Here is a 26,641-nt window from a genome sequence, read left to right as displayed (position 1 = left end):
GGGTTGCGGTTGCGGGCTGAGTTGCCGGTTCGGTCAGCGGCTTAGTTGCCGCCAAGTGCGAGCAGAGGATCCACCTTGGTGACGCCGCGGACGGCGAGAACGGCGCCTGCCAGGCCCAGCACCACCACGCCCGCAACCGGCAGGAGGCTGGTCAGCGGCGTGATGAGGAAAGGCGCCGCCTGGGCCGCGAAGAAGCCGCCGATCGCACCGGCGATGCCGCCTGCCGCCGCGCCGGCCAGCAACACGACTCCGGCCTGCACCAAGGCGTCGCGCAGCACGTATCCGGTGGAACCACCGAGGGCCCTGAGAACGGCGATGTCGCGGGTCCGCTGCACGGTCCAGACCGTCAGGAACGCCACGATGACCAGGGCGGAGATGCCGTAAAGGAATGCCTGCATGAGCATGAGTGAGCCGTTTTCGCTCTTGTAGGAACCGAGCGCCTGGAAGGATCCCGTAGGGGTGGCGCTGACCGTCCCGGCCGCCGCATCGGCGGCGTCGGTGTCCACGGAGGCTCCGGCGCCGAACGTCACCGCCAGGGCGGTGGCCTCACCGGGGCCGGCGTGCGCGATCTGGCGCCATGTCCCCAGGGTGGTCCAGACGACGCCGGTGTGCGAGTACCACTGGTCCGGAACGATGGCGGAGACAGTCAGCTTGTTGCCTGCGACGGATACCCGGGTGCCCTCGGCGAGGTCCAAGTCCTTGGCCAGGGTTTCGCCGATGACCACGGTGTCGTCCGTGAGCCCCGCAGCGGCTGGTGCAGGTACTGTCCCGTCCGTGCCGAACACCGCCACGTTCGCGGTGCCGCGGGCCGCGCCGTCGTCGCCGAGCGACTGGAACCGGCTCTGGCCGATGCCGAGCGCCCCGGCGGAGGCAACGCCCGGCTGGGCACGCCAGCTGTTCAACTGCTCCGGGGTGACTTCGGATTCCGTGTAGGAGGCCTTGGCCTCACCGCCGGGCGGGGCGCCGAAGACGATACGGTCCGCAGGCAGCGCGGCGATGGCAGACGTCGACTGGTTGCCGAGGCCGGCGGTCAGGCCGGACAGCATGACCAACAGGAGGGTGATCAGGGCAACCACGCTGCCCATGAGGGCAAAGCGGCCCTTGGCAAAGCGGAGATCGCGGAGCGCGAGGAACATCGGAATCCTTCGTTCGTGCCCCGGAGCCGTGCAGCCTGGGGGCGGTTTTGCTTCTGTTTCCACTCTGTCCGCGGCGGGGGCCGGGGACATCGCGCACGGGGTTGATCCGGGGGAACCATGGGGTTGAGCCGCGGATCAACCGATCGGTTGATTCGGCCGCTCCGGCGCGGGAATCGGCGCTTTCCTGTCGGTGCCGGTGGCTAGTCTTGAAGGCATGGAGGAACGGCAGGAGCCCCGGGGCCCGCAAGGCGAAGGGCAGAACCAAGGCGGCACGGCACTGATCCTGCGCGTCCTCCGGGTGAGCCTGCACGTGGGCTTCGCCGTGTTGCTGCTTGTGGCGGTGGTCCGGCTGGTGATCGGCCCGGCCTCGCCCGTGGCGTTGGGTGCGGGCCTGGTGCTTTCATTGTTGCTCGCGGCCGTGTACCTGGCGGGCACCCTCCTGGAGAAGCGCCATGCAGCCGACCCCGCCCGCTTTGACCCGAACCCCTTTGCCCTCCGCTGGCTGGTCGCCGTGACCCTGCTCTGGCTGCTCCTGCTGACGGTCAGTTCCGACTTCGCCTGGGTGGCATTTCCCCTCTTCTTCCTGCAGCTGCACCTGCTTCCCTTACGCTGGGCCCTGCCCGCCATCGGCGCCAGCACGGCGCTGCTGGTGGGGGCGCTATGGTTCCACAGCCGCGGTGCCGGAAGCGGTGCCGGCGACGGCGGCATGCAGCTCGCGATGGTCCTGGGACCCGTGTTCGGTGCGGCCTTCGCCGTCGTCACCGGGCTCGCCTACCGGGCGCTCTACGCGGAAGCCGAGAACCAGCGGCGCGCGGCCGAGGAACTGCGCCGCACCCGCGCCGAACTGGCCAGGAGCCAGCACGACGCCGGCGTCCTGGCCGAGCGTGAACGGCTTGCCCGCGAAATCCACGACACCCTGGCCCAGGGTTTCTCCAGCATCGTCCTCATGGGCCGTTCGGCGGCGAAGGCGCTCGACGCCGGGGACCAGGAGACAGTGCGCAGCCGCCTGCAGACTGTGCAGGAGACCGCCGCCGCCAACCTCGATGAGGCCCGCAGCTTCGTCCGCGGACTCCGTCCTCCCGCCCTTGAGCGGTCGACCCTGGTGGATACCTTGCGGCGGCTGTGCATGAAGACCGAAAGCGAGGCCGCGGCCCGGGGCACGCCATTGCGTTGCCGCTTCGAACTCGACGGCACGGCGGTCGAGCTGCCCAACGCCTACCAGGCCACGGTCCTCCGTGCGGCGCAGTCTTCCCTTGCGAACGTCTGGGCGCATGCCAGGGCGCGGACCGCCGTCGTCACGCTGTCCTTCCTGGATGCCGAGGTGACCATGGACATCTACGACGACGGCGTGGGGTTCGACCCCGCCATCGTGCTGCCGGCAGCTGCCGCGCGGGGAGACGGCAGCGGTGTGGGGCTCAGCAGCCTGCGCGAGCGGCTGTCCGCCCTGGGCGGCTCCCTGGATGTCGAATCCGCGCCGGGCGAAGGAACCGTGGTGGCCATCCGGCTGCCGCTGCCGGAAAGGGACGGTTTGTCGGAAGGGAGTGCCTCCGGTGCCTGACATCCGCGTCCTGCTCGTGGACGACCACCCCGTGGTCCGTGCCGGGCTCCGCGCCATGCTGGCCGATTTCGAAGGGGTCATCGTGGTGTCGGAAGCAGCCGACGGCGGTGCCGCCCTGGCCGAGCTCTCGCGCCTGAATGCGCTCGGCGAACCGGTGGACCTGGTCCTGATGGACCTGCAGATGGGCGGCGGGATGGACGGTGCCACCGCGACCGGCCGGATCAAAGCCGGCGACGCCGGAACTCCCCCGCCGCCCGTGCTGATCCTCACCACGTACGACACCGACGCCGACATCCTGGCCGCCGTCGAAGCCGGCGCCGCGGGGTACATGCTCAAGGACGCCCCGCCGGAGCAGATCCGCCAGGCCGTCCTGTCCGCCGCGGCCGGCCAGACCGCCCTGGCGCCCGGGGTGGCGGCCCGGTTGATGGGGCACATCAGGAATCCGGAGACGGCCCTGAGCCCCCGCGAGCTGCAGATCCTTGAGCTCCTGGCCACGGGGCTGGGCAACCGGGCCATCGCGCGGCAGCTCTTCATTTCCGAGGCCACTGTGAAGACCCATCTGGTGCACATTTACGCCAAGCTCGGCGTGGACAACCGCACGGCCGCGATCGCCGTTGCCAGGCAAAAGCGGATCATCCGCGACGCCTGAGCCGTGCGGGCTTTCGGAGAACCGACCTCCGGGAATCCAAAGCCTTCCACCCCGAAACCGCGCGCCTCCTCCTGCGCCTTCCTCTGCCTGCAATATGTCAAATTTTGGTGAAACGCTTGACCTGACCTCCTTTCGCCATGACTATTAGTGAACGTTTCACTGTGAGTTAGATCATAAAAAGTCATCCTCGAAAGTGAGTCCCATGTCGCTACCCTCATCAGGCCTGCCCGGAAAAGCCCTGCCCAGACACGCCCGGCCCGGCACCCGGGCCAACACCTCCCACCGAACCCTGGGCTGCCTCAGGAAAAAGACCACCGCGCTTGCCCTGGCGTCCCTCCTGGCGGCGTCGGGCATTCCGGCGCTCAGCTTCGCGGGGGCCGCGGCTGCCGCCCCCGGAGACCCGGCCGCCATCAAGACCGTCACCCCCGAGGTCCCGGTGGACGCCGCAGGCGTTCCCCTGGGCGGGATCACCGGATTCACGCAGGACAACAATGTGGTTGACCTTTCCGCGGAAGCCGGCGCCCTCCGCGTGACCTTCCTGGACGAGGTCAACTTCCGCCTCGAGGCCGATCCCTCCGGAAGCTTCACCGACCCCGCGAATACGGACCAGGGCGATCCCGCCCGCACCGCGAACATCGTGGTCGGCAAGGACAAGTTCGCCGGCACGGCGGTGACTGTCGAAGACGGCGACTGGCTCACCATCAAGACCGCCAAGGTCACACTGGAAATCAACAAGGCCACCACCCAGTTGCGGGTCAGCCGCGCGGATGGTTCCCTGGTCTTCGCCGAATCCGCGCCGATCACCTTCGGCGCCAAGTCGGCCACCCAGCACCTGCAGCCCCAGCAGGGCGAGCAGTTCATCGGCGGCGGCATGCAGAACGGCCGCTCCGTGCACACCGGCGCCTTGATCAACATCGCCCGGAACTTCGACTGGGACGACGACGGCTACCCCAACGCCGTGCCGTACTACATGTCCTCCAAGGGCTACGGGGTACTGCGCAACACCTTCGCCCGCGGCTCCTACGACTTCGGCAGCCAGCCGAGCACCACCCACGAGGAAAAGCGATTCGACGCCTACTACTTCGTGGGCGACTACAAGCAGTCCCTGGGCGCCTACACCACGCTCACGGGCAAACCCATGATGCCGCCGGTCTACGCCCTGGAATACGGGGACGCCGACTGCTACAACCGCTCCAACCCGGGCTACTCCTCCTCGGGCTTCGGCGATCCGGACGGCGCCAAACAGCGAACCCCTGACGCCATCAAGACCGCCCGCAAGTTCGTGGAGAACGACATGCCCGCCGGCTGGATGCTGGTCAACGACGGCTACGGCTGCGAGTACCAGCAACTGCCGGAAACCGTGGCCAACATCGAGCAGGAAACCGATCTCAAGGTGGGCCTCTGGACGCAGCGCTCCCTGACCAACCAGGCCTACGAAGTGGGCGAAGCCGGAGTGCGGCTGCGCAAGCTCGACGTCGCCTGGGTGGGCCAGGGCTACCGCCAGGCACTCACCGGCTGCGAGGCCGCGCACGACGGCATCGAGCAGTACTCCGACGCCCGCGGAACCGCGCTCATGGTGGAAGGCTGGGCGGGCGCCCAGCGCTGCGGCATGCAGTGGACCGGTGACCACTCCGGAAACCTCGACGCCGTCCGCTGGCAGGTCCCGGCCCTCACCGGCGCCGGCAACTCGGGCCTGGCGTTCACCACGGGCGACGTCGACGGCATCTTCGGCGGTTCCCCCGAGTCCTACGTCCGCGATCTGCAGTGGAAGGCCTTCGCGCCCGCGCTGTATTCGATGTCCGGCTGGGCAGCCAAGGACAAGCGGCCCTGGCTTTACGGCGACGAGGCCACCGCCATCAACCGCAAGTACCTGCAGCTCCGCCAGCAGCTCATGCCCTTCATCTACACCCTGGCCCAGGAATCCTCGACCACGGGCGTGTCCATGATGCGCTCCATGGCCCTGGAGTTCCCGGATCAGCAGTGGTCCTACGGGGACGAGGCCAACAAGCAGTTCATGCTCGGCAAGGACTTCCTGGTGGCCCCTGTTTTCACCCAGACGGACGTCCGCAACGGCATCTTCCTGCCCGCCGGCCAGCAATGGGTGGATTACTGGACCGGCAAGCTCTACCAGGGCGGACAGATCCTCAACGGCTACAACGCCCCGCTGGACAGGCTCCCCGTCTTCGTCCGGGCCGGCGCCGTGGTGCCGCAGGGCATCGTGGCCCGCAACGCCTCGCTGGTTCCCGAGGACTCGCCCATCACCCTGGACGTCTACGCCAAGGGCAAGGGCAGCTTCACCCTGTACGAGGATGACAAGGTCACCCGTAACTACAAGGACGGCAAGGCCTCACGCCAGCGCTTCGACGTCGAGGCCCCGGACTACGGCCCGGGAACGGTGTCCGTGACGATCAACCCGCGCGAAGGCGACTACACGGGCAAGGCCGCGGCCCGGCCGTACCAGCTCAAAGTGCACGCCGGCGCCGCCCCGGCCGAGGTCCGGATCGGCACAAAGATCCTTGGCAGGCTCGCCGGAAAGGAAGCCTTCGACGCCGCAAGCACCGGCTGGTACTTCGATGCAGCCAACAACGGCACCATCTACGTCAAGGCAGGCGTGATCGCCTCGGACAAGTCCGCCAGCGTGCTCCTGAAGCAGGCCGGACCGCTGGGCGGCGCAAGCCAGGAAGCCAGCGCCGCCGAAGTCCGCGTCACCACCGGCCAGCAGGTCTTCCAGGACCAGGACACCACGGTGACCGCCGAATTCGTCAACACCGGAAAGTCGGCCAAGTCCAACGTCAAGACCACCCCGTCGCTGCCCGAAGGCTGGACGGTCAAGAGCGCCGCCGGGGACACCGCAGCAACGGTTCCCGGCGGCGGGACGGCGACGGCGACATTCGTGATCTCACCCGGCACCAGCGCAAAGGCGGGCCCGCAGACCGTCAGATTCTCGGCGTCGTACAAGGCTGTGGACGGCACCGCGCAGACGGTCGCCGGAGCGAACCAGATCTATGTCGCCTACGGCTCCCTCGCCGCGGCGTACAACAACATTTCCGTCACCACGGTGGCAAACAAGGCCCTGGGCAACTTCGACGGCGGCGGGGCCACCTTCGCGGCCGAACAGCTCGCTACCGCGCCCATCCCGGCGGGAGGGGTCCGGCCGGGCAGCACGGTGACCGTGAATGCCGGAACGCCCAAACGGGTGGACTACACCTGGCCTGCGGCCGGACCGGATGTCCCTAACGCGGTGGCGCTCTCCGGGCAGACTATCGCCGTGGGCGGCAAGGGAACGCACCTGGCCGTGCTGGGATCGGCGGCGGTGGGCGGCGGCACCAGTCCCGTGCTGACGCTGACGTACACGGACGGAACGAGTGAGAAGCAATCCATCTTCTTCCCCAACTGGCTCCAGCCCAGCGTGCTGAACGGGGCAGTGGTGGCGGTCTCCGAGATGGGCCGCAACAACGCCAACGGGCCGTCCCCGGAATACACGCAGTACAAGTATCAGGCCTTCTCCAACACGGTGCGCCTCAACCCCACCAAGGAACTGGCCTCCGTCACCCTGCCTACCGATACGCGGGTGAAGTTCTTCGACTGGAAGGTCACCACCCAGCCCCTGCCCGAGGCCCCGCACGGCACCGTCTACGCCTCGGAAACCCCCTGGGTGGACGCTGTCAATGGGTATGGCGTGATCGGCATCAATGTGGCCAACAAGGATTCGGCAACGTCCCCGGACAAGCCCCTGGCCATCAACTACACCGACCCCGCCACTGGTCAGCAGCCCAGCTACAGCAAGGGCCTGGGCGTGCACGCGTTGTCCCGGATCACCTACTACCTGGGCGGCAAGTGCTCCTCCTTCACCTCGCAGGTGGGGCTGGAGAGCGGCTTCGGCGGCAACATCATTTTCAAGGTCAACGCCGACGGGGTGAACAAGTATCAGTCCCGCACCTACACGCCGGGCTTCGCCCCGGAATCGGTCAACGTGGACCTGACAGGTGCGGCATACGTGGAGCTGGTGGTCGAGCCATCCGGGTCGATCAACGGGGCCCACGGCGTGTGGGGCGACGCGAAGTTCAGCTGCTCTTGACGTACGACGGCGGCCGGTCACCTTTCGCGTGGAAGGTGACCGGCCGCCGTCGGCCGCTAAAGGGACGCCCGCCTAGATGTCCGTGTGGACGAGCACGACGTCGTGTCCCCGCTCGGCGGCGGCCCGCACGGTGGAGTCGACGCACATGCTTGTCATCATGCGTAGCGGGGCACCGCATGTCCCCGGCGGGCCTGTCAGGGGGACACGGCATAATGGCGCGGGTGGGGAAAACAACGAAGATTCTGGTAACTGGACTTGCGGCCCTGATGCTCGCCGGATCGCTGGCGGCGTGCGACGACGGCCGTGCCGGGGCGGAGGGCGCTGCCAAGCAGCTCGCGTCCTCGCTGGCGGCGCTCGACCTCGGCCCCGTGGCCCTCGACGGCACGGAAACGGCGGCGGCGAATGAGCAGCTCAAGGCCGTGTTCGCGGACCTCGGCGACATCAAACCGGCCGTGCAGGCCGGCGAGGTGAAGCTCGACGGGAGCAAGGCCACCGTGCCTCTGGACTACAGCTGGAAGCTGGGTTCGGCCGAATGGAAGTACAGCTCCCAGGCCGAGCTGAAGAAATCCGGGGACAAATGGTCCGTGCAGTGGAACCCGGCCTTGCTCGCCCCGGAACTCAAGGACGGCGAAGTGCTGGACGTGACCACCGTCGGCGCCAAGCGGGGTGGGATCCTCGGCGCCGGAGACACCCCGATTGTGCAGGACCGCAAGGTGATCCGCGTGGGCCTGGACAAGACCAAGGTGGACGCGGCCAAGGTGGACTCCTCCGCCCGGGCGTTGGCCGGACTCGTTGGCCTGGACGCCGGGGAGTACGCCAAGCAGACCGCGGCCGCCGGTGCGCAGGCCTTCGTGGAAGCGATCGTGCTGCGCGGCTTCACCCCGGAAATCACCGAGGCGAAGCTGAAGGCAATCCCGGGCGCGGTCGCCCTGCCGGGCACCATGCCGCTTGCGCCCACCCGCACCTTCGCCCGCCCCGTCCTGGGTTCGGTAGGCCAGGCCAGCGCCGAGCAGATCGAAAAGTCCAAGGGCGCCCTCAAAGCCGGGGACATCGTCGGCACCGGCGGCCTGCAGGAAAAGTACGACTCCCTGCTGCGCGGAAAGGACGGACTGGTGGTGGCGGCCGTGCCCGCGTCCGGGCAGGACGCCCCGGCCGAGGGCGCAAGCGGAGAACCACGCACCCTGTTCGAAGTCCCGGCCTCGGACGGCACCTCCTTGAAGACCACGCTGGACCTCAGGCTGCAGCAGCTCGCCGAAACCACCCTGGCGGACATCGGCCCGGCGTCGGCCATTGTGGCGATCCGGCCCTCCACCGGGGCCGTGCTTGCCGCCGCGTCCGGTCCCGGCAGCAACGGCTACAACACCGCCATGCTGGGCCAGTACGCCCCCGGTTCCACGTTCAAGATCGTTGATTCCCTGGCGATGTTCCGCGACGGCATGACCCCCGATTCCAAGGTCGAGTGCACGCCCACACTCACCGTTGACGGCCGCACCTTCAAGAACGCCGAGGGCTATCCGGCGTCTTCCCTGGGCTCGGTCCCGCTCCGTGAAGCCTTCGCGCACTCCTGCAATACGGCCTTCATCTCCGCCCGGGACAAGGTCAGCCAGCAGCAGCTCGAATCCGCTGCCACCTCCCTTGGCGTGGCCGTGGAAGCACCTAAACTGGGCGCCGACGCCTTCCTCGGCTCCGTCCCAGGCAGCGCCGAAGGCACCGAGCACGCCGCCTCCATGATCGGCCAGGGCAAGGTGCTGCTCTCGCCGCTCGCCGCGGCCGTGATGGCTGCATCCGTGGGCCACGGCGCTCCCGTCTCGCCGCAGCTGGTCCTTAACCCCGACGGCGGTAGCCCCGACGGCGGTGCCGCGCCCGCGGCGGGCGCCTCGCCGCCGTCGTCCGCTCCTTCTTCTGCCTCGGCTACCGCCCCGGCGATCGCGAAACCGCTGACGAAGGCCGAAGCGGCCGCCCTCAGCGACATGATGCGGGCCGTGGTCACCTCCGGCCACGCCGGCTTCCTGGCGCAGGTCCCGGGCGCGCCGGTGGGTGCCAAGACCGGCACCGCCGAGTTCGGCAAGGAGAACCCGCCCAAAACCCACGCCTGGATCGTGGCGGTGCACGGCGACCTCGCAGTGGCGGTGTTCGTCGAGGACGGCGGCCTCGGCGCCACTACCAGCGGACCGCTGCTGAAGGAATTCCTGACCGCGGCGGGGTAGTCCCTGCTTGCGGCCAGGACATATCCTCAGGCTGTCACGCGGAACCTTCCCGGGAAGGCCACGCATCGGGAACAAGCATCGAGGGGGAACGCATGTCCACACCACCGCCGGATCTCCAGCCCGGGTACCCGCAACCGGACCAAGCTCCAGTCACCCAAGGCCAACTGCGCTGGTACCTCGAGGGCATGAAGCACGCCCGGCTGGCCGCCGTGTTCGGAGTGCTGGGGATCGTGTCGCTCGGCGTGGTCTTCGGCCCGCTGGCGATCATGCAGTCCAAGAAAGCCGAAGCCTATGGGGTTCCGGCGCAGGACGGAAAGGTCCTGGGCTGGGTGGGGATCGGGCTCTTCATCGCCGGGTGCCTGTTCTTCATTGCCTACTTCATCTTCATTGTGAGCATCATTTCGCAGCTGCCGCACATCATGAGGACGCCGCTCCCGAGCCGGTACTGACGGGGCCCAGGCCGGCAAGCCGGCCGCCTCAGTCGTGGAACGGTTCGCCGGTGAGCTGGTGGTCGGCGTGGTTCAGGGTTTCGCGGATGAGCCGGACCAGGTGGCCGTCGTGCAGGGAGTAGATGACGTGCCGGCCGTCCTTGCGGGTGTCCACCAGGCCGCTGAGCCGGAGCTTCGCTAGGTGCTGGCTGACCACGGTGCGTGGTACCTCGGCCAGTTCCGTGAGTTCGGTGACCGACTTGGGCCCCGAGCTCAGTTGCCAGAGCAGGTGAAGCCGGGTGGGTTCGGCGAGCATCCGCAGCGTTCCGGCCGCGGTGTCGAGCAGCTCGGCGTCCGGGGTCACCTCGTGGACGAGCGAGGGCACGGACTCTTGCCGCTCGATGCTGGCGCTGGCGGCGCTGCCGGCTCTGTTGGCGCTGCTCAAAGGCCTGCTCCTAGTGCTTGAGTTCCGCGGCTTCCCGGCTGTCCGGGCCGGTGTCCGGACGCGCGCCCCCGAGGCCTGCGCGGCCACGAGAGGAACGCACCCGTACTGCCTATCATCGCAACAATAGTCAGCGCGAGGGCAGCCGGGCCAAGCCCCGCCGTGGCGCCGAGCCAGCCCGCCAGCGGATACGTGACGATGTAGCAGGCGTGGGACAGCGAAAACTGGGCGGTGAAGACGTAGGGCCGCGTTGCCTCATCGGAGGCTTCGCGCAGCAGCCGTGCCGACGGCGTCAGGACCGTCGAGTTGCCGGCCCCCAGCAGGAACCACAGCCCAAGCAGCAAACACCAGGCGCTGTCCGCCCCGGTGCTTGTTCCGGTGCCCGGTTCCGCCAGGAACGTCACGGCCGCGGCGGCGGCGGTGACCACGGGGATGACGGCTGCTCCGCTGAGCATGACCGGACGGTCCCCGAAACGCTCCAACAATCGCGGCGCACCGAGCGCCACGGCCATGGAGCCGGCTCCGAAGCAGGCCAGGGCGAGGGCAAGGTCCGTCTCCGGCCGGTGCAGCACCTCCCGGACGTAGACCACGGTGTTCACCAGGACCATGGCCGTGGGTGCGGCGACCACCAGGTTCAGCGCCAGCAGCGAACGCAGTTTGGGGGTCCGCCAGAAGATCCTTGCGCCGAGGGTGGTGCGGTGCCACAACGACGCCGGAGCCTCCTGTGCCGGGCCACTCCCGGTTGGGGGCAGTGCGGTACGGACGACCAGGAGCGCGGAGAGCAGGAAACCGGCTGCCGTGCCGAGGAACAGCTTGTTGTAGCTGAGCACGGTCAGCAGCACGGCCGCGATCGCCGGGCTGGCCAGCGCTTCCAGGTCGTAGGCCAGCCGGGAAAGGGACAGTGCCCGGGTGTAGTCCCGCTCTGCCGGGAGGACCGCCGGGATCAACGACTGGAAAGCCGGGGTGAACGTTGCCGAAGCGGACTGCAGCAGGAAAATCACCACGTAGATCTGCCACGCCTCGGTGATGAAGGGCAGGCACAGCGCCATCGCCGCCCGCACCAGATCGGCCGCGATGAGCACCGGCTTCTTCGGGAGCTTCGCCGCGACGGCGTTGATCACCGGGGCGAAGCCGACATAGGCGGTCATCTTGATGGTGAGGGCCGTGCCGAGGACGGCTCCGGCGTCCCGCCCGGCGAGGTCGAAGGCGAGCAGGCCCAGAGCCACAGTGAGCAGCCCCGTGCCCAGGAGCGCCACGATCTGGGCGGAGAACAGCCGCCGGTACGTGCGGTTCCGCAGTACCGGCAGCATCACTCTTCCTCCTTTAAGTGCATATGTGCATTGTAGTGCACATATTACGGAGGTTATATCCGGCGGAGGCCGAGGCGGGGGCGCCCGATATTTCCCGTTCAGCGAAGGCGCAGCTTGCGGGCTTTCTTGCGCGCCTTCCGATAGGCGGCCTCGGCCTGCTCCGCGGCCCGGGTTTCAGCAGTTGCGAGCTCTTCGTACACGGTCTTCGTGCCTGCGGGTAGGCCGGGGCCGGCGGCCAGGCTGTGGAGCAGTTCGCGGGCGACGACGGCGTCCTGGCGTTCACCTAGGATCTGCTGGATGCGCTTGGCGGCTTTTTCGATCCGCCGAGCCCGCTTGCCGTGGATGGCGGCGACAGTTTCTGCGGCATGCCGGAGGCGTTTGGCGTCTTTTCGGATCTCGTGCAGGGCGTTGTCATGCTGGAGGCCGCCGCCGATCTTCTTGGCTTGTCGGTGTGAGCGGTCCATGCGGCGGGCTGCGTTGTTGACGAGCTTGGCGCTTGCCTTGCGGGCCGGGCGTTTTGCTTTGGCCTTGGCCGGGGGCCGGTTCCGGAAGTCCTCGAGTGCGTCCAGCAGATCGAAGTATCGTCTGGTGTCCAGGGCCTGAAGGAGCCGTTGGTAGCTGGTGTTGTAGGTGGTGCCAAGTTCATGTTCGATGGCCCCCCGGGCGGGGCCGGCGTCCTGCTCTCCGGGCAGTTGGTGCAGCTTCGCCAGGATCCTGTCCCGCCTTACTTCTGCGTCGCGGGGTCGTCCGAGCATGCGGCCGAGCCATTGCAGCTCGCGGCCCAGTGCGGCGGCGGCATCCCGGCGAAGCATCGGCCGGTAGATGCGCAAAGCGGATCGGATACGGCGGGCGGCGGAGCGCATGTCGTGCACGGCCTCGCCCGCTCCCGTCCGGACTCCGGCGTCGTTGGCGATGAGTTCGGCCATCTGGGTGTCAAGGTACGCGATAAGAACCTCCCGCGCGGGTCCTTTCTTTCGCGGCTTGGCGGGCCGGATGGCAAGGGCGGGGGGCCATGCATCGCCCAGGGCGCGGGCGATCTTGGCCGCATGTTCGGCCGGGACGGCGCCGGACGCGGTAAGCGCCGGTGCGGCGGCGTCGAAGAATTTCGCGGTGGCGTGGACAAGTTCGATTTCCCATTCGCGCCAGTGCGTGCCCTGGTCGGTCCCACGAAGGTTGATTGCGTGGACCCGGTCATCGGCGAAGTCGGCGAGATGCTCGCCGCCTGGCCCGTAGAGGCCTTGGACGGTCCGGCGGGTGGACAGCCGGGCCAGCGGGGTCAGCTCCCTGCCTCGGGTATAGGCCGCGAGGCGGTCCCGCAGCTCGCGAGGGACGACGTCGGGCTGGCCGAGCGGTGCCCGGATTTCGCGGCGCTCATCAGGTCCCAACGGGAGTTTCAGATGCCAGCCCTCGTCCGCTCCGCCCGTGCGCCGGCGCAGGGTGATCCTGCGGGCGGAGAGCACCTTGTCCTGGGTATCGAAGTAGACAGCTTCCAGGAAAGTCTCGTGAGTGCCGGTGACCTGCTCGACGCCGGGGATTTCCGTGAACTCCGGGACCCGGGCGTCGTGGCCGGCGTCGTACTTGCGTTCGGTCTCGCTTGTTTCGGTGGGCATGGCGGTCATTTCCTTGCCGGCACCGCCTTGACTGTTCCTGGTGCTGCTGGAAGGCCGGGGGTGCCCTGCCCGGCGTCGCACACCCCGATTGTAGGGCCGCGCGGCGGCCACCGACAGGGGCCAAGAGCACGGCACGGAAGGCCCCGGATCCTGGTCCGATGGCGGACGATCCGAGCCCCCGCAAGGAGCCTGGATCTACTCATGCGCCCGGCCGCTTGGTAAGCTCGCATCCAGTCGAGCATCGGATCTAGCTGAGGGGATCAACATGCCCGTTGGCCCGTCGCGTGAACCCGCCAGACCAGGCCGGGGAGAGCGCGAGCGGCCCGGGATCCGGCTCGCCGCCCGCCTCCAGGCAGGCCGCGATGGCTCTTGACACGAACAGCCTGAGGGTGGCCTTTGCCGTAGTCGCGTTCACCGTCGGCATTCTGTTCTATTTCGGGGATTTTCTAAGCACGCGCTCCCCCTACAGCGGCTGGTGGTCCATCTCGCTCGCCCTGTTCCTGATCGGATCGGCAGTGTTCCTGCTTGACGGCACTGCATTCGGCTGGTTGGCGAACCCGCTGGGAAACTCCTTGTTGGTGGCCGGTGCGTGTGCCGTCTGGGCCAGCGCCCGCTCTCTAAGGGCGCTCCATCCCCCTGTCTGGGTGCTTGTCGCCGGACCCGCAAGTTCCGCCGTCGCAGCCGCGGTGGACCGTCCAGGCATCAACCCCTGGGCCGGTGACGGCGTGTTCCTGGCCTTCATGTGCCTCATGATCGGATTGGCCGCACGGGAGTTGTGGCTCGGCGGGCCAGAGTCCTCCAGGATCCGGATGGCCATGGGCGTTGCCGCCGCTTCGGTCGCCATTTTCTACTTCTGCCGCCTCATGTCCTTCATCCTCGACGGCGCAGGCAGTTCCCGGTACAACACGTTCTTCGGCTCCGCCGTCACCACCCTGGTCGGCATGGCGTTCCTGGCCGTCGCCTCATTCAGCATGTTTGCCCTCAGCAGCGAAAACCGGGCCCGGGTGCTCAAGACTGCTGCCGCCCAGGACGGTCTCACAGCCCTCCTGAACCGTGCGGGTTTCCTCCAGGAGGCAGGTGATGAGCTTCGTAGGATGAGGCTGGATGGCAGGCACGGCTCCCTTGTCCTGGCAGACCTCGATCATTTCAAGGCCGTCAATGACAGCTACGGACATGCCGCGGGGGACGTTGCGCTCAAGGCTTTCGCCGGAGCGTGCCGGGCAGCTGTCCGTTCAGGTGACCTCGTGGGCCGGATCGGAGGAGAGGAATTCATCCTCCTGGTGCCCGGGATCAGTGCCGAGCGGGCGCGGTTCATTGCCGCGGATATCAGCAACCGCTTTGAAACCGCCAGCGCCGCCGCCCGCTTCCCGATGCCTACGGCAAGCTACGGCATCATCCCGATCGGGAAAGAAACAGCGGACCTGGAAGAACTCATCGCGGCCGCAGACACCGCTTTGTACATGGCGAAAAGCCTCGGCCGTAATCAGGCGGTCATCGGGAGCCACGGGGGCTGACGCGGCGGGCGCCCGCAGCAGGGCTCTGGACATCACGTCGCCGCCATGCACACTTAAATTCATCGCCTGCTGAATTTGCTGCCATCCGGGAGGTGCCATGCACCAGGCCGAAAGGACCACATGCGTCATCGCGGGCGGCGGGCCCGCCGGGGTGATGCTGGGGCTTCTGCTGGCGCGCGCAGGAGTCGAGGTCACAGTGCTGGAGAAGCACGCCGACTTCCTGCGGGACTTCCGCGGGGACACCGTCCACCCTTCCACGATCCGGCTCCTCGACGAATTGGGCTTGGGCGCGGGATTCCGTGCGCTCCCGCAGAGCCGGCTGGGCAATTTCCGGCTCCCCACTCCCGACGGCGACATCACCCTGGCCGCCTTCGACCAGCTGAAGCCGCCCTACAACTACGTGGCCATGGTGCCGCAATGGGAACTGCTGAACTTCCTCGTCGACGCCGCCCGCGACGAACCCCGCTTCACTCTCCGGATGAACACGGAGGTCACTGGGCTGCTGTACGACGGCGGGAAGGTCGCCGGGGTCGCGTACCGCACCCGGGATGCGCAGTCCGCAGCCGGGGAACTGCGGGCGGAGCTGACCGTCGCCTGCGACGGCCGGGGATCCGTGCTGCGCCGGGAAGCCGGATTGCTCCCCCGCGAATTCCCGGTTCCTTTCGACACCTGGTGGTTCCGGCTCTCGCGCAACAAAGACGAACAAGGCCAGATCGCCAGCCTGACGCCACGCTTCGCCGGAAATGAGGTGCTTCTTGCCCTCACCCGCAAGGACTACTACCAAATCGCCTACATCGCGGAGAAGGGGGCGGATGCCCGGCTGCGCGCCGAAGGCGTGGAACGCTTCCGTGAACGCATCGCCCGCCTGCGCCCCGACCTGGCCGACCGGGTCGGCGAAATCGGCTCCATGGACGATCTGCACATGCTGGACGTGAAGCTCAACCGGATCAGCCGCTGGCACAAACCCGGCCTGCTCCTCATCGGTGACGCCGCCCACGCCATGTCCCCTGCCGGCGGGGTGGGAATCAACCTGGCCATCCAGGATGCGGTGGCAGCAGCCGCGAGGCTTGCGGGGCCGCTGCTGCGCGGGCGACTGACGGAGCGGGACCTGGCAGCGGTCCAGAAGCGCCGCTGGCTTCCCACCGTGGTGGTCCAGAACGTGCAGCGTCTGCTCCACAAGGTGATTTTCGGCCCTGCCGTGACGGTCGGACTGGCCGGCCCGCCGGGCCCGGTGGTCTTCGCCGCCCGCAAACTTCCGTGGCTCCGCAAGCTGCCGTCGCTCATGATCGGTTTCGGTCCCCGGCCCGAGCACGCCCCGGGATTCGCCCGGCGCCGGCCCGCCGCCGTCGTCGGACCGTCCGCTGAGGCGGCCCCGCCGGCCGTGCCCGGAACTGCGCCGGGCCCAGAGCAACCCGGAGATGACCATGGCTGAACGGCGGCTGCTGCCGCAGGGCTGGCGGAAGCTGGTCCTGCTCCTGCACATCACCGGCGGCGTCGGATGGATGGGCCTCGACGTCGGGCTCCTGTTTCTCGTGTTTACCGGCCTGCTGACCGACAGCGGACGGACCGCCGTCGCCGTCTATACCGCAATCGGAATATTCGTTCCGCCGGCTGTCCTTGCCCTGAGCCTGCTGATGCTCGCCACGGGGCTGGCCCAGGGCCTCTGGACGAAATGGGGATTGTTTGAGTACTGGTGGGTGCTCGTGAAGCTGCTGCTGGGAATCGTGCTCACCGCCTTGGTGTTCGTGGCGTTGCTTCCGGCAGTTGGCTCCCTGCCTGCCGAGTTGGGCGACGCGGACGGGGCCAGCGGCGCAGCCGTGCGCCGTGCTTTGGGCGCCGCACCTGTCCAGTTGCTGTTTCCTCCGATTGTGTCGTTCCTGTCGCTCGGTTTTGCGCTGGTGCTGGCGGTTTACAAGCCGTGGGGCCGTGTTCGTCCCTGAGAGCCGCGGGGAGGCGAACCACCTCCGGGTAATCGCGGGCGAACGGCCCATGGGAAGATTGGGCAGTGGCCCATATTGACGTCTCCGGCATCGACTACTTCCTCTCCGACGGCACCCAGCTGCTCAACGGCGTGACCTTCAAGGTCCCGGACGGCAGCAAGACGGCGCTGATCGGGCCGAACGGAACCGGCAAGACCACCCTGTTCAAGATCATCGCCGGAGACATCACGCCGGACGAAGGCACCGTGGGCCGCTCCGGCAGCATGGGCATCATGCGCCAGTTCGTGGGCCAGGTCCGCGACGAATCCTCCGTGCGGGACCTGCTGGTCTCTGCCGCTCCGCCCGCGCTGGCCGCGGCCGCGAAGGCCGTGGAGGACGCCGAACTCGCCATGATGGAGCACGACGACGAGCCCACCCAGATGCGCTACGCCCAGGCGATCGTGGACTGGGGAGACGCCGGCGGCTACGACGTCGAGACCGTGTGGGACGAGGTCTGCATGGCTGCGCTCGGCGTTTCCTTCGACAAGGCCCAGCACCGCCGCGCGTCGAGCCTGTCCGGCGGCGAGCAGAAGCGGTTGGTCCTCGAAGCGCTCTTCGCGGGCCCAGACGATCTGCTCCTCCTCGACGAACCGGACAACTACCTGGACGTCCCCGGCAAGCGCTGGCTGGAAGGCAAGCTCAACGAGTCGAAGAAGACCGTATTCTTCATTAGCCACGACCGTGAACTCCTCAACAACGCCGCGGGCAGGATCGTCACCCTGGAACCGGGCATCAACGGTGCCGGCGCGTGGATCCACGGCGGTGGCTTCGGCAGCTATGTTGAGGCCCGGGCGGACCGCAACGCCCGCTTCGAGGAACTGCGCAAGCGCTGGGACGAAGAGCACGTGAAGCTCAAGGAACTGGTCAACATGTACAAGACCAAGGCTGCGTTCCGTTCCGACATGGCCAACAAGTACCAGGCCGCCCAGACCCGCCTGGCCAAGTTCCTCGAGGCCGGCCCGCCTGAGGCCCTGCCGCTGGAGCAGAACGTCCAGATGCGACTGCGCGGCGGCCGCACCGGCAAGCGCGCCGTGGTGGCCGAGAAGCTCGAGCTCACCGGCCTGATGAAGCCCTTCTCCACTGAAATCTGGTTCGGCGACCGTGTGGGCGTGCTGGGCTCCAACGGCTCCGGGAAGAGCCACTTCCTGCGCCTGCTCGCCGCGGGCGGCACCGATCCGGAGCGCGAGCACCTGCCGGTGTCCGACGTCGAAATCGCCGAAGTGCCCCACGAAGGTACCGTGAAGCTCGGCGCCCGTATCCGCCCCGGTTTCTTCGCACAGACCCACTCCCGCCCGGATCTGCTGGGCCGCACACTGCTGGACATCCTGCACCGCGGCGATGAGCACCGCTCCGGCCTGGGCCGCGAAGCAGCGTCCGGCGCCCTGGACTCCTACGGACTGGTGGGTTCCGCGGAGCAGAAATACGAGTCCCTGTCCGGTGGCCAGCAGGCCCGCTTCCAGATCCTGCTGCTGCAGCTTTCCGGCGCCACCCTATTGCTCCTGGACGAGCCCACGGACAACCTGGACCTGCACTCGGGCGAAGCCCTGGAACGTGCAATCGACGCCTTCGAAGGCACGGTGCTGGCCGTGACCCACGACCGCTGGTTCGCCAAGTCCTTCGACCGTTTCCTGGTGTTCGGCTCCGACGGCAAGGTCTACGAATCAGCCGAGCCGGTGTGGGACGAAAGCCGGGTGGAGCGGGCGCGGTAGGGGTTCTAGGTCAGGCGGCATTGCCGGTTTACCTCCTTGTACTGGAGGTAGCGGAACTCTTCCGGGCCGGTGACATGGCAGGCTTGCGGACAAAAGGCCCGCAGCAGGAGCGAGTCACCAGCCTGGACCCGTACCCAGTCCTCGTTGAGCCGGTAGAGAGCACTGCCGGACAAGACGAAAATGCCGTGTTCCATTGCGTGGGTTTCGGTAAGGGCGGCCGATCCGTTGGGTTGGAGAGTGACGATGTTCACGTGCATGTCGTGGGCAAGGTCATCGGCGGCAACGAATTGTGTGGTGCTTCTGGAACCGTTGGTTCCAAGGTTGGGCGTAGCTTCAGCCTCGCGCTCCGTGGTCACGAACGAGGCGGCTCTGTGGCCGTCGAGGGCAATGTACGCCTTGCGGATCCATTGAAAGTGCGCGGTCTTGGCCGAAGCATTGTGCATGGTCCAGTCCGCTCCGGCGGCCAGGTAGGCGTAGCTGCCTTCCTCCAGTGCGTGCGCTCCCCCGTCGAGTGTCAGCTGCAGTGTGCCGCCGGTCAGGAAGACCACGGCTTCGACGCCGGGCTCGGGTTCGGGGCTGCGGCTTCCGCCGCCGGGATGGACTTCGACGCTGTATTGGGAGAACCGGTCCGGGAAGCCCTTTGACGGTGCGGCGATGATCCAGGCACGGGATTTGGTCCAGCCCGTCAACGGGCGCGCGGCCGCGTCGTTCGAGGCGCCCTTGGGAACGAAGGCGTACGCCCTGTTGACTACGGTGGCTTGGCTTTGAGCCCGTTCTTGTATGGGCGGAGTGTGTTCATAGGTGGTGGGCACGGGGTGCTCCTGGGAAATTGTGGGGGCAGGCGCCCGTCGTCGGGCTCATCGGACTGATGTGATGGCAGCTTCATCGGATTGCGGCTCGTTCGCGGCTTCATCGGGGCTACGCGTGGGATCCTCGCCTGCGTTGTCCTGCCGGCTGAATGCGGCGAGCATTGCGTCGCGATCGAATTGGCCCTCCCATTTGGAGACCACGAACGTTGCCACGCAGTTCCCGAGCAGGTTGACCACTACGCGCATGGAATCCATGAGCCTGTCCGCGCCGAGAAGCAATGCCACACCGGCGACGGGGAAAATGCCCAGGGCGCCGGCTGTTGCGGAGAGAGCGAGGAAGGCCGAGCCGGGAACACCGGCCATGCCCTTGGAGGTGAGCATGAGAATGCCCAGGGCTGCCAACTGCTGTCCAAGGTCAAGGTTGTGGCCGAATGCCTGGGCCAGGAACAGCAGGGAGATTGAAAGGTAGAGGGCAGCACCGTCGAGATTGAAGGAGTAGCCCGTAGGCACCACGAGTCCGGTAGTTGCCCGGGAGCAGCCGGCATTGGTCAGCTTGGTCATGATGCGGGGAAGGACGGATTCCGTGGAAGCCGTGCCCAGTGCCAGGATGAACTCTTCGCGGGAATATTTGATGAACTTCCACAGCGGCACCTTCGGGTAGACCCAGGCCACGATGAACAGCAGGCCGATGAAGATGAGGGCTGAGCCGTAGCAGGCGGCGACCAGGAGGGCGTAGGTGCTCAAGGAGCTGAGGCCATACTGGCCGATGATGAACGCCATGGCTCCGAATGCGCCCACCGGGGCAACCCGCATGACCCAGGCCATGATCTTGAAGAACAGCTCGAGTGTGGTTTCCATGAGATCGATGACGGGCTTGCACCTGTCCCGGCCCACCACCACGATGGCCGCCCCGAAGAAGACGGAGAAGCACAACACTTGCAGCAGGGTGTTGGATGCGAAGGCGCCAATGACGCTGGTGGGGATGATCCCGAGCAGGAACTGCCCGGCGTCCTTGGGTGGCGCCGTCGTGGTCTTGGCGTTCAGGGCGTCTTGGGACAGGCTGGCAGGGTCGATGTTCAGGCCGGCGCCCGGCTGGACAAGGTTGGCAACAACCAGCCCGAAGGCCAGGGCGAAAAGAGTGGCAGCGGTGAAGTACAGCAGTGCCTTGACGCCCACACGGCCGACGGACCTAACGTCGCCCACGGCTGATATGCCCGTGACGATGACCAGGAAGATCAGCGGAGCGATGATCATCTTGATGAGCTGGATGAAACCGTCACCGAGCGGGCGGAGGCCGGAACCTATGTCTGGCCAGAAGTAGCCGATCGCTATCCCCAGCACTACGGCAACCAGGATCTGGACGAACAAGGACTGGTACAAAGGCTTCTTTGCCGCTGGCATGGCAGCGGTTGTTGCGGGGATCTTCATAGGAGTGCCTGTCTGTGAGAAGCCAGGAAGGACTCCTGGCCGAGGTCACTGACGACGTTATGGGCGGCGTGTTTCCACCGCGCTACATCCGTGCGGCGAAGGCGTTTAAAATTTGGAACTCCGTTTCCGTAATGTGGAAACGATCGAATGCACTGCCGATATCAGCGGCGCCAGCCGCGACGTGGTGCTGTTGATCCCCGGAACCACGCTGGACCCTGGCACGAATTTCGACGGGAACTGGTTCCCCGCGCTGGACAAGCTGGACTGGCCGTACTGCTCCGTGGCGTTGCCCGATGACGCCATGAACGACATCCAGGTCTCGCTCCCCGGTTCGCCTTGCGGTTCTGGCCCGATCTGCGGGACATGGTCGATGACTACGTGGCGCTGGGTGCAACCAACCACGGCAGCCTGACCGTGGACGGCATGTGCGCTGCCGGGTGCGCGCCGGCGCTGCAGCAGCAGCTGTTCAGCTCCGCCTTCACCTCCGGCTACCGGAACCTGTCCAACTTCAACCGCCAGTTCCGCGAGGAATACGGCTGCACCCCCTTCGCGTACCGGCGGAGCGCCGACGGGTGAGCGTTACCGCTGAGCCGACGAGGGCGGCACCCGGCCGCCGTCGTCACCTTGTCGTCTTCCGTATGGCAGGGTCCGTTGTGTACGATCGTACGCATGACCGATTACTTCGCCGGAGATCCGCGCAGCAACCGTGAACGCATGCTCGCCGGGGACCTCTATATCGCCGACGACCCCGAAAGCGAGAAGGAAGCCCAGCGGGCCATGGCCCTGCAGGCGAAGTTCGCGGCCGCCTACCCGGAGGATCCGCTGGGATCACAGGCCATCCTGGCCGAATTCCTGGGCAGTGTGGGCGAGGAGGTGCACATCAAGGCGCCGATATATGTCGATTACGGCACATACATCTCGGTGGGTGCCCGGACGTTCATCAACTACAACCTGACAGCCCTGGACGTCGCCCCGATCACCATCGGCGAAGACTGCCAGATCGGCCCGAACGTCCAGCTCCTGACCCCTACGCACCCCGTGGAACCGCAGCCCCGCCGCGACCGGCTGGAAGCGGCCAAGCCGATCACCATCGGGGACAACGTCTGGCTGGGCGGCGGCGCCATCGTGCTGGCCGGCGTCACGGTCGGGGAGAACTCGGTGATCGGCGCCGGCGCCGTCGTCACCAAGGACGTTCCGGCCAACTGCGTGGCGGTCGGCAACCCTGCCCGCGTCATCCGGGAGATCTAGGCGTGGCCACGCGCCGCTTTGATCCGGACCGCCGGGACAGGATCATCGACGCTGCTTTGGATGTGATTGCCGCCGAAGGCGTCGCGGGGGCTTCGCACCGAAAGATCGCTGCCCGTGCCGGAGTGCCGCTCGGTTCCATGAGCTACCACTTCAGCGGCATGGACGAACTGCTCACCGAGGCCTTCACCCGCTTCGGCACCTCCATCTCGGACCGCTTCGACGAGCGACTCGGCCGCGCCGTTGGGATCGACGCGGCGCGCCAGGCCGTGGTGGACTTGATCCACGAGGACCTCCTGGACTCGCAGCGGGAACTGGTCCTGACCCACGAGCTTTACACCCTGGCCGCCCGGAAACCCGAATTCCGCCGCATCACCCGCGACTGGATGGCCCGCAGCAGGCGGGCCCTGGGCCTGCATTTCGACCCTGTCACCTGCCGCATGCTGGATGCCCTGATCGAGGGCCTCTCCATCCACGCGGCGCTGGATACAGACGCGCAAGACACCGACGCGCAAGACACGGACGCGCAAGACACCGAACCGCTCGACCCCGAACCGCACAGCCGGGCCCGCACCGCCGAGGCGGTCGCCCGCATCACCACCACCGACCCCACTGCCTTCGACCGTTTCAGGGAAGCCACACACGAATGACCCTCACCACCAGCACCAACGTCCGTGCCGCCGCCGTGGCCACCTTCCTGGTCTTCGGCATGAACGGCCTGGTCTTCGCCAGCTGGGCGGCGCGCATCCCGGCCGTCGCCGGGTCACTGCAGCTGGGCGCTGGCCAGATCGGCACCTTGCTGCTTTGCATCGCCGTCGGCTCCCTCGTGGCGCTGCCCTCCAGCGGCTGGGTGATCGGCCGGATCGGCACGGCGAACGCCATCCGCTTTGCTGGCCTGCTGCTCGGTGCCGCCGGTTGCGGCGTGGCGTTCTCGCTGATGGCGGCCGCCGTGGTGCCCACCGCGGTCTGCCTCTTCTTCCTCGGCATGGGCGTCGGCGTCTGGGACGTGGCGCAGAACATCGAGGGCGCCGACGTCGAACACCGCCTCGGGCGGACCATCATGCCCCAGTTCCATGCGGCTTTCAGCGGCGGCGCCTTCGTCGGTGCGCTGATCGGTGCCGGGCTCTCGCAGCTCGGCGTCGGCCTGCCCGAGCACCTGCTGGTCATCGCCGCCGTCGCTGTGGCGCTGGCCTTGACCGCGCCGCGCTACTTCATCCCGCACGTTGCCGCGCACGCGGATCCCGACGGCGGTGCTGCCGCCCCCAAGGGCGCCTCGGCCTGGCGTGACGGCCGCACGCTGCTGATCGGCGTCGTCGTCCTCGGTGCCACCTTGACCGAAGGTGCAGGCAACGACTGGATCGCGAAGGCAGCGGTGGACGGCATGCACGCCAGCGAATCCGCCGGCGCCCTGCTGTTCGCCCTGTTCGTCGCGGCGATGACCCTGATGCGCTTCCTTGGCGGCCGGGCGATCGACCGCTACGGCCGGGTGGCCGTCCTCCGCGCCAGCATGGGCGCTGCCGCCTTGGGCCTGGCCCTGTTCGTCTTCGCCCCGAACATCGTCCTGGCCGCGATCGGTGCGGCCCTCTGGGGCATCGGTGCGGCCCTGGCGTTCCCGATGGGCATGTCCGCCGCTGCCGACGATCCGAGGCACGCAGCCGCACGGGTGTCCGTGGTGTCCACCATCGGCTACATCGCCTTCCTTGCAGGCCCGCCGCTGCTGGGCTATCTGGGTGACCACACCGGCATCCGCTTCGCGTTGCTGGCTATCGGGGCGCCGATCCTGCTGGCCCTGCTCCTCGCCGGCGCCGCGAAACCCTTGCCTTCCAAGTAAGGATCCTCCGGGCATCTATATTCTCCGCGAGGCATGCTTCCTGGACGGGGAGCCACAGCAGCAGCACCACCGCGGCAGCCAAGCACGCGCCGCCGAGCACGTCGCTGAGCCAGTGGGCCGCCAAGTACGTGCGGCTGAGCATCATCGATACGGCCCCGAGCGCTGCCAACACCCAGGCCCAGGCCCGGCCGATGAGCAGCGCGGCGGCCACGACAAATGCCGCCGTGCTGGAAGCATGCCCCGAAGGGTATGAATAGGTTTCCGTGAACACCCCGGCGTCGCCCGGGCGCGGGCGCTGGATAAGCCACTTGAGGAGCTGGACCAGGAGCGTCACTGCCACGCCGGCGACCACGCTGAAGAGGGCCATCTTCGGGCGGCGGCGCGCGAGCAGCGCCGCGCCCAACAGGGCGTGGAAGACGAACATGCCCGTGTAGCCGGCCCAGTTCAGCACCAGGTTCACGGCGTCCCAGAACGGGTTGCGCAGGCCCAGCATGGCGTCGTGCCAGGCGGTGTCGGCGGACTGGAAGGGGGGCCGGCGTGGGTCTGCGAGGAGGATTCCCCCAAGGAGCACGGCGACGGCGAGCAGAACGGTGGCCGCGGCGACGGTCCCGCCCGGGCTGAGTCTGCGTGGCTGGAGGCTCCCCATCAGCCCATCCTAGGAGGCCTTCCTGATCCCCCGTGTCATCTTGCGGATGTGCTCCGGGGTGAGGCCCGTGAGCGAGGCAAGTTCGAAGACGTCCAGCACGCCGTCCCGGAGCGCAGCGGCCACGAGGGACTGCCGTTCCGCTTCGTAGCCAAGCCGCTCGGCGTCCGCCTCCGCCAGTTCCCGGGCGGCCTCCTCCAGTTGCCCGAGGCGGCTTTGCCGGGACATGCCCGACGGCGGCAGGCCGGCGGCATCTGCGGCGGCGGTCCGCACCACCCAGGCGGAGACGCCCAGCGCGGACGCGATCATGGTGACGGGCACACGGTCCTGCACGCACTGGGCGATGAGTTCGTTGCGGCGGACGATCAGCGCGCGGAAGCTGCTGTCCGCCCGGGCGAGGCGCTGCCTCTGCTGCGTGAGCCCCGAACGGAAAGGGCCGCCGTCGTCCGTTCTTCCTTCGGGCGCCCCGGCCGTGAGGCGGGAAGCGGACGGGGAAAAGCGCGCGGCGCGCTGCGAGGTGCCGTAGCGGTACCCGCCTGCGGGCAGGGAAGTGCCACGCGTCAGCTGTACGTTCATGGAACAAAGCTAACCGCGGCAAGCGCGGCCCGGGAAATACCAAAACCGCGTGAATCCATAAGCAAACGCGATACCAAGGTTGCGGGAAACCATAAGGATGCCTTATCAACCCACTCACAATTGGTCTTATCCATGCGGCATTTGCATACCTAGGCTCGGAAGGAGCCCTACACCCAAGAACCCGGTTTCCAAGGGCCGTGTTCCCAACGGCGGGGACACCAACACTGCTTCGGAGGAGATCATGCCCGACTATTCATCGGCGTCGTACGCACCGGCTTCACGCGTCAGCCGCATCAAGTCGTCCCCCAGTGTCGCGGCAGCAGCCAGGGTCCGCGAACTGAAGGCCGAGGGTCGCACGATCATCGACCTCACCGTGGGCGAACCGGACTTCGACACCCCGGAGCACATCAAGGCCGCCGCCGTCGCCGCCATCCAGGCCGGCGAAACCAAGTACACCTCGGTCGCCGGAACCCCTGCCCTGCAGTCCGCCATCCTCGGCCGCCTGGAACTCCACACCGGCATCAGCTACGGCAGGGACGAAATCACCGTGGGCGGCGGTGCCAAGCAGGTCATCTTCCTGGCGCTCATGGCAACCCTCGACGCCGGTGACGAAGTCATCATCCCGGCCCCCTACTGGGTGTCCTACCCGGACATGGTGCTCGCCAACGAGGGCACTCCGGTGATCGTGCCCTGCGGCGAGGACGCCGGCTTCAAGCTCACCCCGGAGGCGCTGCGCGCCGCTATCACCCCGCAGAGCAAGTGGCTCATCCTCAACACCCCGTCCAACCCCACGGGCGCTGTCTACAGCCGCGCCGAACTCGCCGCCCTCACCGACGTCCTGGAGGAGTTCCCCCAACTGCTGGTCCTCACCGACGAGATCTACGACGAGATCAACTTCGGCAGCGAACGCATCGCCAGCCTGGTGGAGGTGGCGCCCCGGCTGAAGGACCGCATCCTGTTGGTCAACGGCGTGTCCAAGGCCTACGCCATGACCGGCTGGCGCATCGGTTACGCGGCCGGCCCCGCCCCAGTGGTGGCATCCATCAACAAGCTGCAATCGCAGATGTCCTCCTGCCCGTCCTCGGTCAGCCAGGCCGCTGCGGCCGCCGCGCTCTCCGGCGACCAGTCCTTTGTGCGCGAAAGCGTGGCGGTCTACCGCACCCGCCGCGATGCCGCCGTCGCCGGCCTGAATGCCGTGGACGGGCTGTCCTGCACTGCAGCCGACGGCGCCTTCTATACCTGGGTCAACTGCTCCGGCGTGACCGGCAAGACGACGCCGGCCGGAACCACCATCCGCAACGACGAGGACTTCACCCTGTACCTCCTGGACGCCGCCTCGGTGGCCGTGATCCAGGGCTCGGCCTACGGCCTGGAACCGTACTTCCGCATCTCCTTCGCCACGGACCTGGACACCATCCAGTCCGCCGTCGTCGCCATCGACAAAGCCGTCCGCGCGCTCAGCTGAACCGCGCACTCAGCTGAACCGCGC

22 protein-coding genes are annotated in these 26,641 nt (G+C 67.6%); 14 read left to right on the top strand and 8 right to left on the bottom strand.

Features of this window, described 5'->3' with window-relative positions:
• Positions 1 to 41: 41 nt before the first annotated feature.
• Positions 42 to 1,136, bottom strand: a complete 1,095-nt coding sequence (locus ACN9M4_RS20155) for an ABC transporter permease (RefSeq protein WP_426301097.1) — start codon at positions 1,134 to 1,136, stop codon at positions 42 to 44.
• Positions 1,137 to 1,350: 214 nt separating this feature from the next.
• Between ACN9M4_RS20155 and ACN9M4_RS20150 the strand changes: the two genes are divergently transcribed.
• From ACN9M4_RS20150 to ACN9M4_RS20130, 5 genes are all read left to right on the top strand, one after another.
• Complete coding sequence (locus tag ACN9M4_RS20150; RefSeq protein WP_426301095.1) at positions 1,351 to 2,694, top strand: sensor histidine kinase; 1,344 nt, start codon at positions 1,351 to 1,353, stop codon at positions 2,692 to 2,694.
• The gene (locus ACN9M4_RS20145) at positions 2,687 to 3,343 is read left to right on the top strand and encodes a response regulator (protein ID WP_426301093.1); all 657 of its coding nucleotides are present in this window, start codon (positions 2,687 to 2,689) and stop codon (positions 3,341 to 3,343) included. Before ACN9M4_RS20150 ends, ACN9M4_RS20145 begins: the two co-directional genes overlap by 8 nt.
• 202 nt (positions 3,344 to 3,545) lie before the next feature.
• Positions 3,546 to 7,421 carry an NPCBM/NEW2 domain-containing protein gene (locus tag ACN9M4_RS20140; protein ID WP_426301091.1) on the top strand — a complete coding sequence of 1,292 codons (3,876 nt, stop codon included), beginning with the start codon at positions 3,546 to 3,548 and terminating at the stop codon, positions 7,419 to 7,421.
• Between the two features lie 212 nt (positions 7,422 to 7,633).
• Positions 7,634 to 9,628 (top strand): penicillin-binding transpeptidase domain-containing protein, encoded by a 1,995-nt coding sequence (locus ACN9M4_RS20135; protein ID WP_426301089.1) that lies wholly within the window; start codon positions 7,634 to 7,636, stop codon positions 9,626 to 9,628.
• Between the two features lie 92 nt (positions 9,629 to 9,720).
• Positions 9,721 to 10,077: a hypothetical protein gene (locus tag ACN9M4_RS20130; RefSeq protein WP_426301087.1), complete on the top strand. Its 357-nt coding sequence runs from the start codon at positions 9,721 to 9,723 to the stop codon at positions 10,075 to 10,077.
• Between the two features lie 28 nt (positions 10,078 to 10,105).
• Here the strand turns inward: ACN9M4_RS20130 and ACN9M4_RS20125 are convergent, their stop codons facing one another.
• The 3 genes from ACN9M4_RS20125 to ACN9M4_RS20115 form a co-directional block, all read right to left on the bottom strand.
• The gene (locus ACN9M4_RS20125) at positions 10,106 to 10,459 is read right to left on the bottom strand and encodes an ArsR/SmtB family transcription factor (protein WP_426303561.1); all 354 of its coding nucleotides are present in this window, start codon (positions 10,457 to 10,459) and stop codon (positions 10,106 to 10,108) included.
• Between the two features lie 38 nt (positions 10,460 to 10,497).
• Complete coding sequence (locus tag ACN9M4_RS20120) at positions 10,498 to 11,808, bottom strand: MFS transporter (protein ID WP_426303559.1); 1,311 nt, start codon at positions 11,806 to 11,808, stop codon at positions 10,498 to 10,500.
• Between the two features lie 98 nt (positions 11,809 to 11,906).
• Positions 11,907 to 13,418, bottom strand: a complete 1,512-nt coding sequence (locus ACN9M4_RS20115) for a CHAD domain-containing protein (RefSeq protein WP_426301085.1) — start codon at positions 13,416 to 13,418, stop codon at positions 11,907 to 11,909.
• Between the two features lie 362 nt (positions 13,419 to 13,780).
• On the opposite strand from ACN9M4_RS20115, the gene ACN9M4_RS20110 reads away from it, so the two are divergent.
• The 4 genes from ACN9M4_RS20110 to ACN9M4_RS20095 all read left to right on the top strand — a co-directional run bounded on the left by ACN9M4_RS20110 (position 13,781) and on the right by ACN9M4_RS20095 (position 18,620).
• Positions 13,781 to 14,932, top strand: a complete 1,152-nt coding sequence (locus tag ACN9M4_RS20110) for a diguanylate cyclase (RefSeq protein ID WP_426301083.1) — start codon at positions 13,781 to 13,783, stop codon at positions 14,930 to 14,932.
• A gap of 97 nt (positions 14,933 to 15,029) precedes the next feature.
• On the top strand, positions 15,030 to 16,364 hold the full coding sequence (locus tag ACN9M4_RS20105) for an FAD-dependent oxidoreductase (RefSeq protein ID WP_426301081.1): 1,335 nt from the start codon (positions 15,030 to 15,032) through the stop codon (positions 16,362 to 16,364).
• Positions 16,357 to 16,872, top strand: a complete 516-nt coding sequence (locus tag ACN9M4_RS20100) for a hypothetical protein (protein ID WP_426301079.1) — start codon at positions 16,357 to 16,359, stop codon at positions 16,870 to 16,872. The genes ACN9M4_RS20105 and ACN9M4_RS20100 overlap by 8 nt, the downstream gene beginning before the upstream one ends.
• A 65-nt stretch (positions 16,873 to 16,937) precedes the next feature.
• Positions 16,938 to 18,620: an ATP-binding cassette domain-containing protein gene (locus ACN9M4_RS20095; RefSeq protein ID WP_426301077.1), complete on the top strand. Its 1,683-nt coding sequence runs from the start codon at positions 16,938 to 16,940 to the stop codon at positions 18,618 to 18,620.
• A gap of 5 nt (positions 18,621 to 18,625) precedes the next feature.
• On the opposite strand, the gene allE is transcribed toward ACN9M4_RS20095, so the two are convergent.
• Positions 18,626 to 19,432: a (S)-ureidoglycine aminohydrolase gene (gene allE / locus ACN9M4_RS20090; protein WP_426301075.1), complete on the bottom strand. Its 807-nt coding sequence runs from the start codon at positions 19,430 to 19,432 to the stop codon at positions 18,626 to 18,628.
• Between the two features lie 45 nt (positions 19,433 to 19,477).
• Complete coding sequence (locus tag ACN9M4_RS20085; RefSeq protein WP_426301073.1) at positions 19,478 to 20,857, bottom strand: cation:dicarboxylate symporter family transporter; 1,380 nt, start codon at positions 20,855 to 20,857, stop codon at positions 19,478 to 19,480.
• 363 nt (positions 20,858 to 21,220) lie between these two features.
• Here ACN9M4_RS20085 and ACN9M4_RS20080 point away from each other — a divergent pair, with 363 nt between their 5' ends.
• From ACN9M4_RS20080 to ACN9M4_RS20065, 4 genes are all read left to right on the top strand, one after another.
• The gene (locus ACN9M4_RS20080; RefSeq protein ID WP_426301071.1) at positions 21,221 to 21,433 is read left to right on the top strand and encodes an AraC family transcriptional regulator; all 213 of its coding nucleotides are present in this window, start codon (positions 21,221 to 21,223) and stop codon (positions 21,431 to 21,433) included.
• A 93-nt stretch (positions 21,434 to 21,526) separates the two neighbouring features.
• The gene (locus ACN9M4_RS20075) at positions 21,527 to 22,105 is read left to right on the top strand and encodes a sugar O-acetyltransferase (protein ID WP_426301069.1); all 579 of its coding nucleotides are present in this window, start codon (positions 21,527 to 21,529) and stop codon (positions 22,103 to 22,105) included.
• 2 nt (positions 22,106 to 22,107) lie between these two features.
• Positions 22,108 to 22,752, top strand: coding sequence for a TetR/AcrR family transcriptional regulator (locus ACN9M4_RS20070; RefSeq protein WP_426301067.1), 645 nt, complete (start codon positions 22,108 to 22,110; stop codon positions 22,750 to 22,752).
• On the top strand, positions 22,749 to 23,933 hold the full coding sequence (locus ACN9M4_RS20065; RefSeq protein ID WP_426301065.1) for an MFS transporter: 1,185 nt from the start codon (positions 22,749 to 22,751) through the stop codon (positions 23,931 to 23,933). Before ACN9M4_RS20070 ends, ACN9M4_RS20065 begins: the two co-directional genes overlap by 4 nt.
• Here the strand turns inward: ACN9M4_RS20065 and ACN9M4_RS20060 are convergent.
• The gene (locus ACN9M4_RS20060; protein ID WP_426301063.1) at positions 23,866 to 24,579 is read right to left on the bottom strand and encodes a phosphatase PAP2 family protein; all 714 of its coding nucleotides are present in this window, start codon (positions 24,577 to 24,579) and stop codon (positions 23,866 to 23,868) included. The genes ACN9M4_RS20065 and ACN9M4_RS20060 overlap by 68 nt on opposite strands.
• 9 nt (positions 24,580 to 24,588) lie before the next feature.
• Positions 24,589 to 25,152, bottom strand: coding sequence for a hypothetical protein (locus ACN9M4_RS20055; protein WP_426301061.1), 564 nt, complete (start codon positions 25,150 to 25,152; stop codon positions 24,589 to 24,591).
• A gap of 241 nt (positions 25,153 to 25,393) precedes the next feature.
• On the opposite strand from ACN9M4_RS20055, the gene ACN9M4_RS20050 reads away from it, so the two are divergent.
• Complete coding sequence (locus ACN9M4_RS20050; protein WP_426301059.1) at positions 25,394 to 26,617, top strand: aspartate transaminase; 1,224 nt, start codon at positions 25,394 to 25,396, stop codon at positions 26,615 to 26,617.
• Positions 26,618 to 26,641 lie beyond the last annotated feature (24 nt).

The sequence above is a fragment of the Arthrobacter sp. R-11 genome (assembly GCF_049913155.1).
In the GTDB taxonomy this organism is placed as follows: domain Bacteria; phylum Actinomycetota; class Actinomycetes; order Actinomycetales; family Micrococcaceae; genus Arthrobacter.
The sequence above is the reverse complement of the archived record's forward strand: the minus strand, read 5'-3'. Positions and strand labels throughout refer to the sequence as shown.